Source organism: Streptococcus oralis (assembly GCF_023611505.1).
In the GTDB taxonomy this organism is placed as follows: domain Bacteria; phylum Bacillota; class Bacilli; order Lactobacillales; family Streptococcaceae; genus Streptococcus; species Streptococcus oralis_CT.
Genome location: NZ_CP097843.1, coordinates 1003612 through 1018424 on the forward strand (window position 1 = coordinate 1003612; position 14813 = coordinate 1018424).

The 14813-nt window shown below is 40.7% G+C and carries 15 protein-coding genes and 1 pseudogene; 15 read left to right on the forward strand and 1 reads right to left on the reverse strand.

The window, feature by feature from the left end; translation table 11 throughout:
- The first annotated feature begins 7 nt into the window (after nucleotides 1-7).
- Entirely contained in the window at nucleotides 8-1123 is a 1116-nt protein-coding gene (locus M9H69_RS05180; protein WP_250316127.1) for a glycerate kinase, read from the forward strand.
- Here the strand turns inward: M9H69_RS05180 and M9H69_RS05185 are convergent.
- Entirely contained in the window at nucleotides 1120-1566 is a 447-nt protein-coding gene (locus M9H69_RS05185) for a DUF1694 domain-containing protein (protein WP_000131095.1), read from the reverse strand. The two genes, M9H69_RS05180 and M9H69_RS05185, sit on opposite strands and share 4 nt — an antisense overlap.
- 162 nt (nucleotides 1567-1728) lie before the next feature.
- On the opposite strand from M9H69_RS05185, the gene eno reads away from it, so the two are divergent.
- From eno to M9H69_RS05255, 14 genes and pseudogenes are all read left to right on the forward strand, one after another.
- Nucleotides 1729-3033 (forward strand): surface-displayed alpha-enolase, encoded by a 1305-nt coding sequence (gene eno, locus M9H69_RS05190; protein ID WP_000022823.1) that lies wholly within the window; start codon nucleotides 1729-1731, stop codon nucleotides 3031-3033.
- 175 nt (nucleotides 3034-3208) lie between these two features.
- Nucleotides 3209-3703: a YkgJ family cysteine cluster protein gene (locus M9H69_RS05195; protein ID WP_000031484.1), complete on the forward strand. Its 495-nt coding sequence runs from the start codon at nucleotides 3209-3211 to the stop codon at nucleotides 3701-3703.
- Between the two features lie 199 nt (nucleotides 3704-3902).
- On the forward strand, nucleotides 3903-4739 hold the full coding sequence (locus M9H69_RS05200; RefSeq protein ID WP_250316128.1) for an AraC family transcriptional regulator: 837 nt from the start codon (nucleotides 3903-3905) through the stop codon (nucleotides 4737-4739).
- Between the two features lie 184 nt (nucleotides 4740-4923).
- Nucleotides 4924-5838, forward strand: coding sequence for a peptidase (locus tag M9H69_RS05205; RefSeq protein WP_250316129.1), 915 nt, complete (start codon nucleotides 4924-4926; stop codon nucleotides 5836-5838).
- Nucleotides 5839-5969: 131 nt separating this feature from the next.
- Nucleotides 5970-6512 (forward strand): ClbS/DfsB family four-helix bundle protein, encoded by a 543-nt coding sequence (locus M9H69_RS05210; RefSeq protein WP_250316130.1) that lies wholly within the window; start codon nucleotides 5970-5972, stop codon nucleotides 6510-6512.
- A 284-nt stretch (nucleotides 6513-6796) separates the two neighbouring features.
- A complete protein-coding gene (locus M9H69_RS05215) occupies nucleotides 6797-7300 on the forward strand; it encodes a hypothetical protein (RefSeq protein WP_250316131.1) in 504 nt (167 codons plus the stop codon).
- A gap of 86 nt (nucleotides 7301-7386) precedes the next feature.
- Nucleotides 7387-8004, forward strand: a complete 618-nt coding sequence (locus M9H69_RS05220; protein ID WP_250316132.1) for a hypothetical protein — start codon at nucleotides 7387-7389, stop codon at nucleotides 8002-8004.
- A gap of 27 nt (nucleotides 8005-8031) precedes the next feature.
- Nucleotides 8032-8724: pseudogene (locus M9H69_RS05225) on the forward strand (YjjG family noncanonical pyrimidine nucleotidase).
- 61 nt (nucleotides 8725-8785) lie between these two features.
- A complete protein-coding gene (locus M9H69_RS05230) occupies nucleotides 8786-9439 on the forward strand; it encodes a uracil-DNA glycosylase (protein WP_250316133.1) in 654 nt (217 codons plus the stop codon).
- A 9-nt stretch (nucleotides 9440-9448) separates the two neighbouring features.
- Nucleotides 9449-9913 carry an NUDIX hydrolase gene (locus M9H69_RS05235; RefSeq protein WP_250316134.1) on the forward strand — a complete coding sequence of 155 codons (465 nt, stop codon included), beginning with the start codon at nucleotides 9449-9451 and terminating at the stop codon, nucleotides 9911-9913.
- A gap of 12 nt (nucleotides 9914-9925) precedes the next feature.
- Entirely contained in the window at nucleotides 9926-11194 is a 1269-nt protein-coding gene (locus M9H69_RS05240; protein ID WP_250316135.1) for a dihydroorotase, read from the forward strand.
- A 41-nt stretch (nucleotides 11195-11235) separates the two neighbouring features.
- Complete coding sequence (locus tag M9H69_RS05245; RefSeq protein WP_250316136.1) at nucleotides 11236-12576, forward strand: MATE family efflux transporter; 1341 nt, start codon at nucleotides 11236-11238, stop codon at nucleotides 12574-12576.
- 177 nt (nucleotides 12577-12753) lie between these two features.
- On the forward strand, nucleotides 12754-13722 hold the full coding sequence (locus tag M9H69_RS05250) for a thiamine pyrophosphate-dependent dehydrogenase E1 component subunit alpha (RefSeq protein WP_250316137.1): 969 nt from the start codon (nucleotides 12754-12756) through the stop codon (nucleotides 13720-13722).
- A 16-nt stretch (nucleotides 13723-13738) separates the two neighbouring features.
- On the forward strand, nucleotides 13739-14731 hold the full coding sequence (locus M9H69_RS05255; RefSeq protein WP_250316138.1) for an alpha-ketoacid dehydrogenase subunit beta: 993 nt from the start codon (nucleotides 13739-13741) through the stop codon (nucleotides 14729-14731).
- Nucleotides 14732-14813 lie beyond the last annotated feature (82 nt).

The following is a 14813-nucleotide window of genomic DNA, read 5'->3' on the forward strand; positions in this document are numbered from 1 at the left end:
GGGAACTATGAAAATTGTAATTGCACCTGATTCTTTTAAAGAAAGTTTGACAGCAGAAGAGGTCGCTCAAGCTATGAAAAAAGGCTTCGAACAGTCAATAGCGGATGTAGAATGTCTGCTCTGTCCTGTTGGTGATGGTGGGGAAGGAACTGTAGATGCTATTCGCCATTCTCTTGAACTCGAAGAAAAATGGCAAGAGGTGACAGGGCCTTTTGGGCTAAAAGAATCAATGCGCTATTTTCAAAAAGGTCAAATAACGCTCTTTGAAGTTGCTGACTTGGTTGGTCTTGGAAAGATTCCGCGTGAGAAACGAAACCCTCTCCACATCCAAACCAGAGGAATTGGAGAGCTGATTCACCATCTCATTGATCAAGGGATGAAAGAAATCTATATCGGCGTTGGTGGTACGGCTAGTAATGACGGTGGGATAGGCATTGCTGCTAGTCTGGGTTATTGTTTTTATGATAAGAATGGAAAGGAATTACCAGCTTGCGGTCAGACGTTGCTTGAGTTCGAGTCAGTTTCAGACAGTGAGTTGTATAGGATTCCTGAAGATGTGAAAATTCGCATTTTAGCAGATGTCGTGAGCCCTTTATGTGGTCATCAAGGAGCGACCTATACATTTGGAAAACAAAAGGGCTTGGATCCTGCTTTATTTGAGACAGTAGATCTGGCTATGCAGCGGTTCTATGAAAAATTATCGCCTTCTACCCTATTTCTTAAAGGAGCAGGGGCAGGTGGGGGTATTGCTGCTGGACTCTGTGCCTTTGCTAAGGCCTGTATCGTATCTGGGATTGATACTTGCTTGGATTTGATAGACTTTGACAAGAAAGTTGCAGGTGCCGACTTGGTTATCGTTGGAGAAGGCAGACTGGACAGTCAAAGCTTTGCTGGAAAAGCTCCTATCGGCGTAGCAAAAAGAACCCCTAACAGAGTTCCAGTTATTGCTATTTGTGGTAGTCTTGCTGACGATTTGCCTCCCCTACCATTTGAAAATATAGAAGCTGCCTTTTCCATTTTAGAGAAATGTGAACCTTTAGAGAATAGTTTGAAAAATGCAAGTCTCTATTTGGAGCACACAGCTACTAATATCGGTCATTTATTAAATATGAGGAAGGATTAACCTAACCATTTTTTCCAGATTGATTTTTTAGGAGTTTCTGTCTTTTTCTCCTCCCAGAGATTCGAGAATGCAAGTCTAAGGTCTTTTTCATCTACTTGAACAGGTTCGTTCGTGTGAATGACAAGGCCGAAAGGAGAGGTGATATGATCATCTGAAACAATAGTCGCCTGGCAGTTGCTTTCCTTTGCTTGTTTTAAGTAAAAGACTTGTTTGTCAAACTCGATATTTGGTGAGATTTTCACAAAAAGTTCCTCTACCTTTTCTTGAAAACCATCTAAAATAGAGAAAAATCCATGTTCTAATTCAGGACTATTGGCAGTACTGATATCCGCGTATCCAAGAACTCTTTCCTCGAAAGTACCGAGGTAGCGGCGTTGTTCGTCAGGGTTTAATTTTGGCCCGCCATGAGCTTTTTCTAGTAGTTGTTTTGATAAATCTGTCATAAAAACAGTATATCACAAAAATCGCATGAAAACAGACAAAAGAAAGCGATTACTTTATAAAGTTAAGGAAAATTTGCACAAAGATAACGTTTTTTCTTGAAAAACGCTTATTTTTAAGGTATCATAGAGGTGTAAAAAATTTAACTCAAAGGAGAGTAAAAAATGTCAATTATTACTGATGTTTACGCTCGCGAAGTCCTAGACTCACGCGGTAACCCAACACTTGAGGTAGAAGTTTATACTGAATCAGGTGCTTTCGGACGTGGTATGGTTCCATCAGGAGCTTCTACTGGTGAACACGAAGCAGTTGAACTTCGCGACGGTGACAAATCTCGTTACGGTGGTCTTGGTACACAAAAAGCTGTTGACAACGTAAACAACATCATCGCTGAAGCTATCATCGGCTACGATGTACGTGACCAACAAGCTATCGACCGTGCTATGATCGCACTTGACGGTACTCCTAACAAAGGTAAATTGGGTGCAAACGCAATTCTTGGTGTGTCTATCGCTGTAGCTCGTGCTGCTGCTGACTACCTTGAAATCCCACTTTACAGCTACCTTGGTGGATTCAACACTAAAGTTCTTCCAACTCCAATGATGAACATCATCAACGGTGGTTCTCACTCTGACGCTCCAATCGCTTTCCAAGAATTCATGATCGTACCTGCTGGTGCACCAACATTCAAAGAAGCTCTTCGTTGGGGTGCTGAAATCTTCCACGCTCTTAAGAAAATCCTTAAATCACGTGGTTTGGAAACAGCCGTAGGTGACGAAGGTGGATTCGCTCCTCGTTTCGAAGGAACTGAAGACGGTGTCGAAACTATCCTTGCTGCAATCGAAGCTGCTGGATATGTTCCTGGTAAAGACGTATTTATCGGATTTGACTGTGCTTCATCAGAATTCTATGATGAAGAACGTAAAGTTTACGACTACACTAAATTTGAAGGTGAAGGCGCTGCTGTACGTACTGCTGCAGAACAAATCGACTACCTTGAAGAATTGGTAAACAAATACCCAATCATCACTATCGAAGATGGTATGGATGAAAACGACTGGGACGGTTGGAAAGCTCTTACTGAACGTCTTGGTGGTAAAGTTCAATTGGTTGGTGACGACTTCTTCGTAACAAACACTTCTTACCTTGAAAAAGGTATTGCAGAAGGCGCTGCTAACTCAATCCTTATCAAAGTTAACCAAATCGGTACTCTTACTGAAACATTCGACGCTATCGAAATGGCAAAAGAAGCTGGTTATACTGCTGTTGTATCACACCGTTCAGGTGAAACTGAAGATTCAACAATCGCTGACATCGCAGTTGCAACTAACGCAGGACAAATCAAGACTGGTTCACTTTCACGTACAGACCGTATCGCTAAATACAACCAATTGCTTCGTATCGAAGACCAACTTGGTGAAGTAGCTGAATACCGTGGATTGAAATCATTCTACAACTTGAAAAAATAAAATAGTTCAGTGAACTATTTTATCCCGAACCTTGAAATTCAAAAGTTCGGTCGTTGATCTAACAACGTTTTAAGCCCCTCGGATTTTATCCGAAGGGCTTTTTTTCTGTTCAGGGGGCAAAAAGGGGGCAGTATTTATGGTATAATAGACAAAAAACTTGTATTAGAAAGCAATTATGTCTAAAGAAATTGATATTGAGTATTACCACCAACTAGCACTGCAAAAGCAGAAAGAGCATCGTAAAGTGTTAGCAAATCTAAAGAAAAAGCCACCAAAGAATCTAGATAAGATTGCCCAGCAGATCCACCAAGAAGTCTTTTCTGAGATCGATTGTACTGCCTGCGCTAACTGTTGTAAGACATTGGGGCCTGATTTTAAAGAAGCAGATATTACCCGTATCGCCAAATACTTTAAGATGAAACTACCGGCTTTTGAAGCGGAATTCCTTCAGGTGGATGAAGATGGGGATAAAGTTTTCAAATCCATGCCTTGCCCCTTTCTAGGAGGGGATAATCTCTGCTCAATCTACGACGTTCGTCCCAAGGCCTGTCGTGAGTTCCCCCATACAGACCGGAAAAAGATCCATCAAATTAATCATTTGACGATTAAGAATACCTTGACCTGCCCTGCAGCCTATCTCTTTGTTGAGAAATTAAAGGATAAGTTATAGATTTTACACCTTTAAATTTTGTACAAAGATTCTAGGGTGGAAGTATCTTGTATTTGTTAGACTATAGTTAGAATTGAACACGGCCTAAAAGCTGTGTGAAAAAGATGAAATTTTCTCGGAGCAGGAGCCCCTCCGTCAATTTTCCAATTTTCACTTTGCTTTTAACGGTCTTAGTATCTTTTGTGAGGTGAAAAAGAATATGATGCATCAATTCAATCGAACCATGGAATATCTGGAAAGTAAGTTGGACGAAGAAGTGGATTTGCAGAAATTCCAGCAGCTATCAGGCCATTCTTATGCTCTCTTTAGCCGGCTCTTTTCCATCCTAGCAGATATGACTTTAGCAGAATACTTGCGCAATCGCAGGCTGTCAGAAGCTGTGACAGACTTGCGGGAAGGCTCTGAGAAGGTCATTGACATAGCGATGAAATACGGCTATGAGTCTGCGGATGCCTTCAGCGCAGCCTTTAAGAAATTCCATGGTGCAACCCCCTCAGAAGTTAGGAATGGAAAACCTTATCGGATTTTTCCTAGACTTCAATTATCCTTAAAGATTACAGGAGGAAAGAATATGGATATCAAGATTCAAAAGAAACCTGCTTTTACTGTAGCAGGCGTCCTATTGGAAGCTATCGACAATAGCCAATGCCCATCTGCTTGGGAACAACTCTATGAGAAACATAGCTTTGAAAATCTAGAAAGTCTGGGTAGTGGCCAATCCTTTGGTCTCTGCTCCGATGTCAAAGAAGGCGAAATCATCAGCTATATGGCTGCTTATGATGTGACGGATAAAGTCAAAGCAGAAGAGCTAGGTCTATCAATCAAAGATGTCCCAGCCGCTGAATATGCTATCGTCCCAGTCAAAGGCCCTATACCAGCTAGCATTCACAATGCTTGGAAATATGTCTTGGAGGTCTTTTTCCCTGAAACAGGCTATCGCCACTCAGGCTCACCAGACTTCGAAGTCTATACCGAAGGTGATATGTCGTCACCTGACTATCAAATGGAACTCTGGATACCAGTGATTATGAACTAGATCATTTTCTGACAATTTATAAAAATGCAAATCGAACTCTGTAGAAGGTGCCTTTTACAGAGTTTTTTATTGTGGAAATTCATGTCTATAAATCAAACATACCATAATTTTTGTTTGGATTTTATGGGGCATGAGAATAGTTTTCTCGGTATAATAGTCCCATAGAAGATAAGGAGGCAAGAATATGCAGATGTATTTTGGAGATGTTTCACTTTGCTATAGCTATTCATTGACAATGGCACTGGATGGCTATGGCTATGACTTTAAAGCAGACTTTCTAGAGGCAATCATGGTGATGGGAAATGGCGCTAGTATCGTAAAGGAAGATGACCAGCACCCTCTAGTATTCTTTGATAACGGAATGCCAGATCTTTCTATCTCCCATTCCTTAAAAATACTAGGATTTGACTATGAGGATTTCTATCTAAAAGATGGATCGGAAGTAGATTTGGAAGAGATAAAAAGAAAGTTGGAAACCTTTCTGTCCAATGGACCTGTCGTTCTGGGACCTCTTGATATGGGCCATCTGACCTACAATCCCAATCACACAAACCTTTATGGTGTGGATCATTTTGTAACCGTGTATGGCATTGATGATCAGTACCTCTATTTGCATGATCCAGCTGGTTTTGCCTGTATGAAGGTTACTTTTAATGACATTATAGAAGCTTGGAAGGCGGAGGCTATTGACTATAAGCGCGGAGCCTACTCCATGTGGGGAAATTTTAAGAAGGTCAAGAGTCCGAGTCAGACTGAAATCTATCAAGAAACGGCGAGGATTATGAGGAATCGATATCTGAATGGCCAAAGTGGTGTATTGAAATACTATGCAAAAGCAGTTGCTGAAAACGGCTTAAATACGGAGCAAAAACAATTGCATCAGTATTTCAGTTTTAAACTTGCAGCTGTTCGAAATCTCTACCTCAGTGAGTTCTTAAAAGACCATGATCCAGAAGGGGCAAGATTCAAAGAAGAATTGGCTACTCTATTTGGCCAAGCCCACCTTTCGTGTTTAAAAGAAGATTATCAAGAACTGTCCCACTTGCTCTATCAGATAGCAGAGGTGGATGGTCGCTTTAGAGATTTATATGTAAAGTAGTGACTATAAGCATAAAAAATAGTTAGTAAAAGCAGTTTTTCGTAAAATGAAGAACTGCTTTTTGATTATGGCTATGGTATAATGAAGTAAGAAAATAGCTTATTCTACTTAAAAATGAAGGGAGAACTCCTATGCCTAGACCAAGAACAAAAGAGGAGCTAGTGCTAGCCTCTAAGGAAAACTATGAAAAGCTCAATCACTTTATATCTAAATTAAGTGAAGAGGAACTACAGACTCCTTTTGATTTTTCAAAAGATGAAAAGAAAAAAGAAGCTCACTGGAAAAGAGATAAAAATCTAAGAGATGTTCTAATCCATCTCTATGAATGGCATCAGTTACTTTTGACCTGGGTACATTCTAATCAAAAGGGACATGAAAGACCTTTTCTCCCTGAGCCTTATAATTGGAAAACTTATGGGGAAATGAATGTCGCTTTTTGGAAGAAGCACCAGAGAACGACCTTAGAAGAAGCGACTAAACTACTAGAGCAATCGCATAAGGAGGTTTTAGAATTGATGGAAGGCTTCAGCAATGACGAATTGTTCACAAAAGGTGTCTATAAATGGACGGGTGGGACAAGTCTAGGTTCCTACTTTGTCAGTAGTACCTCCAGCCACTATGACTGGGCTCTGAAAAAACTCAAAGCTCATCAAAAAAATTGTAAGAATAGCTAGTTGAAGTGCTATTGAAATTCACCAAAGGTTCTTCTAAGCTTCGAATAGCTTAGTTCTCTTGATTTTTGAGCTCTTCTAGCTTTAGAATCCTTCAAAAATTAAAATTTAAAGCTGTCATAGACTTAGAATAGATCTAAAACATATATATAAATGCAATTCTAAACTTAGAATTGCATTTATATTAAAGTAATTAGGCTGTTCGATAGTTAGAATGACTTGATTCTGAGAAATGTTGACTAGAAAATGATTCGAATAGCTTTTTTCTGATATAGGATGATAGATAGATGGGTGAGATGATGCACATACAAAAAGAGAAAGTGAGAAGAGAGTTGGTGTCCCTTTGTTTGGGAGAGTTTACAGCCGTCCTATCCTTTTGGTTTTGTTTTTTCCTTTTGAAAAATAGGCTTGGTGATTGGAGGAGTCTAGTCTCTATTCTCTATCCGTTGTCTCTGCTGACATTTATTTTGCTTCAAGGTTCAATCTATTGGGCAATTTTGATTAGAAGACTGTCGAATCCTCAGTTCGGAAGTGGAAATGTCCCTAGAATATATGGTGGGCTCAGAATACTAGACCTTATTTTACTTATTTCAGGCTTTCCTTTTATTGTCTGGAATACCCAGAGTATCCTAGGGCCTATCTTAGCTACGTTGATACAGCTTTTTGCCTTTATCGAATGGGTTAATTATTTCCTCGTACGCCTATCTTATAGTTTGAATCCACTTGTTTTATGGAAACGAATTACCAAGGGAAAACTTGAAAAGAGCAGAATAGCCAAGGAGTTGGGGTAGGGGGAATGAGGAGGTTACCCATTCGTTTTGTAATATGCTATAATAAATCTATCATTTTTTTAATAACTACTTTAAGTGAGATAAGTATGCAAATTAACTATAATAGAAGACAGAAATCAGATATTGTTATTTCTAAACCGTCAGCCAGCGAAGTAGGAAAATACTTGAAAACATGGAAAAATCTTAAAAATTATAAGTTGCAAGAAGATGCTTTAGATAAATTATTTTTTGAGCTGTTACCAAGTAACGAAGAAATCTCTGACATCTTATTAAAGGTTGCTACGTTGAATGATTTTTATAGCACAAGTATTTTTTCAGTTTATACAGTTGCAGAGCATATAATGAGTCTTAACATTGATGAGAGGTTGAGACAAGGTGATGTAACTTTAGTCAATGAAATTCAAAATATTACGATCAATGGAGTAACTAGAAAGTTCTATTCTTTTTCTACCAAATACTGTTCCCATCATAATCCTAAAGAACACCCTATTTATGATAGCTATGTAGAAAAGGTATTGAAATACTTTAGAAAAACAGATAAATTTTCTCAATTTAAGAATTCAGACCTAAAAGATTATCAAAAATTTAAAAATATAATTATTGCTTTTAGAGAATACTACGGATTAGAAGAATTTAATCTTAAAGAGATTGATCAGTCTTTATGGCAGTTAGGAAAAGAATATTTCCCTAATAAATACAAGTAACTTATTTTCACTTAGAAAGGAAACTCAATGCCCTACAAATTTCTACTCTTCGACCTCGACCACACCTTGCTTGATTTTGATGCTGCTGAGGATGTGGCTTTGACGCAACTTCTAAAGGAAGAAGGAGTTGCGGATATTCAAGCCTATAAAGACTATTACATTCCTATGAACAAGGCTCTCTGGAAAGACTTGGAGCAAAAGAAAATCAGTAAACAAGAACTGGTTAACACGCGCTTTTCTCGTTTATTTGCTCATTTTGGACTGGAGAAAGAAGGTAGTTTTCTTGCCCAGCGTTACCAATTTTATCTCGCTCAACAGGGACAAACTTTTTCAGGTGCTCATGAACTCTTGGACAGTCTCATCGAATGAGATTATGACTTGTATGCTGCGACAAATGGGATTACTGCCATCCAGACAGGACGTCTGGCTCAATCTGGTCTGGCTCCCTATTTCAACCAAGTTTTTATCTCCGAACAGTTACAAACACAAAAACCTGATGCACTATTCTATGAAAAAATCGGTCAGCAGATTGCAGGATTTAGCAAAGAAGAGACACTGATGATTGGAGATTCTCTAACCGCCGACATCCAAGGTGGCAATAATGCTGGAATTGACACTATCTGGTATAATCCTCATCACCTCGAAAATCATACACAAGCCCAGCCGACCTATGAAGTTCATTCTTACCAAGACTTGCTGGATTGTTTGGATAAACTGTAAAAAGTGGTTTAGATAGCCACTTTTTGCTATAATAGAAGCAGTAAAAACGAAGGAGTTGGCGATGCAACACTCATCTTGGCATGCTTTGATTAAGGAGCAATTACCTGAGGGTTATTTCGGGAAAATCAATCAGTTTATGGACCAGGTCTATGCTCAGGGAATTGTTTATCCACCTAGGGAAAAGATTTTTCAGGCTCTATTGACTACACCGCTTGAAGAAGTTAAGGTGGTGATTCTAGGGCAAGACCCCTATCACGGGCCAGGTCAGGCTCAGGGCTTGAGTTTTTCTGTCCCTGACTCTATCCCAGCTCCGCCATCCTTGCAAAATATCTTGAAAGAATTGTCAGATGACATCGGCGTTAAGAAATCCCATGATTTAACTGCTTGGGCTGAGCAAGGAGTCTTGCTTCTCAATGCTTGTTTGACCGTTCCTGCTGGTCAGGCCAATGGTCATGCTGGGCAGATATGGGAGCCTTTTACAGATGCTGTGATTCGGGTGGTCAATCATCTAGATAGGCCAGTGGTCTTTGTACTCTGGGGTGCTTATGCACGCAAGAAGAAGGCCTTAGTTACCAATCCTCACCACTTGATTATCGAATCAGCCCATCCCAGTCCTTTATCGGTTTATAGAGGATTTTGGGGTTCCAAGCCTTTTTCCAAGGCCAATGCATTCTTAAAAGAGACAGGACAAGTGCCAATCGATTGGCTTAGATAAGGAGAAAATATGCCTCAGTTAGCGACGATTTGCTACATTGATAACGGAAAAGAACTGCTCATGCTGCATCGTAATAAGAAGCCGAATGATGTCCATGAAGGCAAATGGATTGGTGTGGGTGGTAAGTTAGAGCGAGGGGAGACACCTCAAGAATGCGCTTCGCGTGAAATCCTCGAAGAGACAGGCCTGAAAGCCAAGCCAGTTCTAAAAGGCATTATCACTTTCCCTGAATTCACGCCAGATTTAGACTGGTACACCTATGTTTTTAAGGTGACGGAGTTTGAGGGTGACTTGATTGAATGCAACGAGGGAACATTAGAATGGGTTCCCTATGATGAAGTTTTGAGCAAGCCAACTTGGGAGGGTGACCACACCTTTGTTGAGTGGCTTTTAGAGGACAAACCCTTCTTTTCAGCTAAGTTTGTTTATGATGGGGATAAATTGTTGGATACTCAAGTTGATTTCTATGAATAAAGGAGAAAGCAGATGTTATTAATCAAAAACGGTCGTGTAATGGATCCCAAGTCTGGTTTGGATCAAGTGTGTGATGTTTTGGTCCAAGATGGGAAAATTGTCAAAATTGCGTCTGAAATCAAGAAAGAAGGAGCAGAGGTGCTTGATGCTACAGGTCTTGTGGTTGCACCTGGACTAGTGGATATTCATGTCCATTTCCGTGAACCTGGTCAGACCCACAAGGAAGATATCCATACTGGTGCCCTAGCAGCTGCTGCAGGTGGTTTTACAACGGTTGTCATGATGGCTAATACCAATCCAACCATCTCAGACGTAGAGACTTTGCAAGAAGTTCTCCAGTCTGCTGCCAAGGAAAAGATTAACGTCAAAACGGTTGCAACTATTACCAAGAACTTTAATGGTAAAGACTTGACTGACTTTAAGGCGCTTTTAGAAGCAGGTGCCGTTGGTTTCTCAGATGACGGTATTCCACTTGAGAGCAGCAAAGTTCTCAAAGAAGCCTTGGAAACTGCTAAAAAACTTGGTACCTTTGTTTGTCTACACGAGGAAGATCCCGGCTTGAACGGTATTCTTGGCTTTAATGAAAACATCGCTAAAGACCACTTCAAGATCTGTGGTGCGACAGGGGTAGCAGAATACGCCATGATTGCGCGTGATGTTATGATTGCCCATGCAACCAAGGCCCATGTTCACATCCAGCATTTGTCTAAGGAAGAAAGTGTCAAAGTAGTAGAGTTTGCTCAAGGTTTGGGGGCCCAAGTCACAGCAGAAGTGGCACCACAACATTTTTCTAAGACAGAAGCTCTTCTTTTAACTCAAGGGAGCAATGCCAAAATGAATCCTCCGCTTCGTTTGGAGTCAGACCGCCGTGCCGTTATCGAGGGCCTCAAGTCAGGCGTCATCACTGTGATTGCGACAGACCACGCGCCTCACCATGCAGATGAGAAAAATGTAGAAGATATCACCAAAGCGCCATCTGGTATGACTGGTTTGGAAACTTCTCTATCTCTCGGCTTGACTTATTTGGTGGAAGCTGGTGAGCTAAGCTTAATGGAATTGCTAGAAAAGATGACTGTCAATCCAGCCAAACTTTACAACTTTGAAGCAGGCTACTTAGCTGAAAATGGTCCAGCGGACATCACTATCTTTGATGACAAGGCTGATCGTACTGTTGGTCCAAACTTCGCTTCAAAATCAGCTAATTCTCCATTTATCGGGGAAACTTTAAAAGGGCAGGTTAAATATACTATCTGTAAGGGACAAATCGTCTACCAAAACTAGATGGGACTCTGCTCTATAAACTATAAGAATAGAGAGCGTATATGTATCCAACCCATCAATTTAAAGACAAGTTTGTCTTATTTCTTAAGATATTTTTCCCTATCCTGATTTATCAATTTGCCAATTATTCTGCCTCTTTTGTCGATACAACCATGACTGGGCAGTACAATACCATGGACTTGGCAGGAGTATCAACTGCAACGAGTCTATGGAATCCTTTCTTTACTTTTTTAACAGGGATTGTTTCGGCCATGGTGCCCATCATAGGCCATCATCTGGGACGGGGCAAAAAGGAAGAAGTAGCATCTGACTTTTACCAATTTATCTACTTGGCTTTCGGACTGTCTTTGGTCTTGCTTGGAATGGTAGTATTCTTAGCGCCACCTGTCTTAAACAACATCGGACTAGAAGCTCAAGTGGCGGCAGTTGCAGTTTCCTATCTTTGGTACCTGTCTATCGGGATTATTCCCTTGTTGCTTTTTAGTGTCATTCGGTCATTGTTGGATTCTCTTGGTTTGACCAAACTATCGATGTATCTGATGCTCCTATTACTTCCTCTTAATAGTGGTTTTAACTATCTCTTGATATATGGAGCATTCGGTTTTCCTGAGCTTGGTGGCGCAGGAGCAGGGCTAGGGACCTCGCTAGCCTATTGGGTTTTATTGGGGATTTCTATTCTTGTTTTGTTCAAACAAGAAAGGTTAAAAGCGCTACATCTTGAAAAACGGATTCCACTCAATATAGATAAAATCAAGGAGGGTGTTCGATTAGGTCTACCAATCGGAGGAACCGTCTTTGCGGAAGTGGCTATTTTCTCCGTTGTGGGACTAATCATGGCTAAGTTTTCATCGCTCATCATCGCTAGTCACCAGTCAGCTATGAACTTTTCCAGTCTCATGTACGCTTTCCCCATGAGTATTTCCTCTGCTATGGCGATTGTTGTGTCTTACGAGGTGGGGGCTAAACGTTTTGAGGATGCAAAAATCTATGCTCGTCTAGGGAGAGTAACCGCCCTTATTTTTGCAGGTCTTACCCTGTCCTTTCTCTACATTTTTAGAGATCGTGTAGCAAGTCTATATGGCAATGACCCTCACTTCATTGAAACAACTGCTGTATTTCTAACCTACAGTCTCTTTTTCCAGTTAGCTGATACCTTTGCGGCTCCGCTTCAGGGGATTTTAAGAGGGTATAAGGACACTATCGTTCCTTTCTATCTTGGCCTAATCGGATATTGGGGAGTAGCGATACCTCTAGGATATTTACTAGATCAAGTAACTGACTTGGGGGCATTTGCTTACTGGATTGGGTTAATTGCCAGCTTGATTGTTTCTGGTTGTTTGTATCAATGGCGTTTGAAATCCATAATGAAAAGGTTGAGCTAATTTTAAGAAATTATCCTGAAAAAAACTTTGTGAAAAAATGCTCTAACTAGAGAGAATCCCTGTTTTAACAGGGATTTATTTTTTTATATTGTGAAATTTTATTAGCCATATACTTTGACAGTGTATACTAAAAAAGGTAAAATAGTAAAGTAAGTACAAAGTTAGAAAGGCAAGATTATGTCAACTTTAGATAAGAATCTTTTGCTAGAGATGTTCCGTAAGATGGAAGAAATCCGTCGCATGGACTTAAAAATCGCTCAGTTAGTGAAAAAGGGAAAAGTTCCCGGTATGACTCACTTTTCTGTCGGAGAGGAAGCTGCTAACGTCGGAGCGATGCTGGCTCTTAATCCAGATGATCTGATTACCTCAAATCACCGTGGACACGGGCAAGCTATTGCTAAGGGGATTGACCTCAATGGAATGATGGCTGAAATCCTCGGGAAATACACTGGAACCTGTAAAGGAAAAGGTGGTTCTATGCATATCGCTGACCTGGATGCGGGTAACCTTGGTGCCAATGGTATCGTAGGTGGTGGTATGGGAATCGCTGTCGGTGCGGCCCTCAGTCAGCAGATGCAACATACGGGTAAAATCGTCGTCTGCTTCTTTGGAGATGGTGCGACCAACGAAGGTGTTTTCCACGAAGCAGTGAACATGGCTTCTATTTGGAAACTTCCTGTTATTTTCTACTGCATTAACAACGGTTATGGAATCTCTGCGGATATCAAGAAAATGACCAATGTGGAGCATATCCATCAACGCAGTGCGGCATATGGAATTCCTGGAATGTTTATCGAAGATGGGAACAACGTCATCGATGCCTATGAAGGATTTAAGAAAGCTGTAGATCATGTTCGTGGTGGCAATGGCCCAGTCTTGATCGAAAGTGTAACCTATCGCTGGCTTGGTCACTCATCATCTGACCCTGGTAAATATCGTACTCGTGAAGAAGTGGAATTGTGGAAACAAAAAGACCCAATCGAAAACCTTCGCAAATACCTCATTGAAAACAATATTGCAAGTGCAGAAGAATTGGAAGAAATTCAAGCACAAGTCAAGGAAGCAGTAGAAGCTTCTGTTAAATTTGCAGAAGAAAGCCCATTCCCACCACTAGAATCAGCATTTGAAGATATTTACGCAGACTAAGGAGAAAGAGATAAAAATGGAAACAAAAACAATGTCGTTCCGTGACACCATTATCCTTGCTATGTCTGAGGAAATGCGTCGCGATGAAAATGTATTCTTGATGGGAGAAGACGTCGGTGTCTTCGGAGGAGACTTCGGAACTTCTGTTGGAATGCTCGAAGAATTTGGTCCAGAACGTATCCGTGACTGTCCGATTTCTGAAGCTGCCATCTCTGGAGCAGCAGCAGGAGCAGCCATGACAGGACTTCGCCCAATCGTTGATATGACCTTTATGGATTTCTCGGTTATAGCCATGGACAATATCGTCAACCAAGCTGCTAAAACACGTTATATGTTTGGTGGTAAAGGTCAGGTTCCAATGACTGTTCGATGCGCAGCTGGTAACGGTGTCGGTTCTGCAGCCCAGCACTCTCAGTCTTTGGAGTCTTGGTTCACACACATCCCTGGACTTAAGGTTGTAGCTCCAGGTACACCTGCGGACATGAAAGGACTTCTCAAGTCTTCTATCCGCGATAATAACCCTGTTATCATCCTTGAGTACAAGTCCGAATTTAACCAAAAAGGGGAAGTGCCAGTTGATCCAGATTACACAATCCCACTTGGAGTTGGAGAAATCAAACGTGAAGGTACAGATGTAACAGTTGTTACTTATGGAAAAATGCTTCGCCGTGTGGTTCAAGCTGCTGAAGAGTTAGCAGAAGAGGGAATTTCAGTTGAAATTGTGGACCCACGTACCCTCGTTCCGCTTGATAAGGATATCATCATTAACTCAGTGAAGAAGACTGGTAAGGTTGTTTTGGTTAATGATGCTCATAAAACAAGTGGTTATATTGGAGAGATTTCAGCTACTATTTCAGAATCAGAAGCATTTGATTATCTAGACGCACCAATCCGCCGTTGCGCCGGAGAAGATGTGCCAATGCCTTACGCGCAAAACCTTGAAAATGCAATGATTCCAACAGTTGAAAGCATCAAAGATGCAATCCGTAAGACTTATAACAAAGAATAATACATAATATAAGTTATGTAAATTTTTAAAGATTTTAACTTTAGATACATTTCGTATCCAACTTATTTGTAAAGTTGTGACA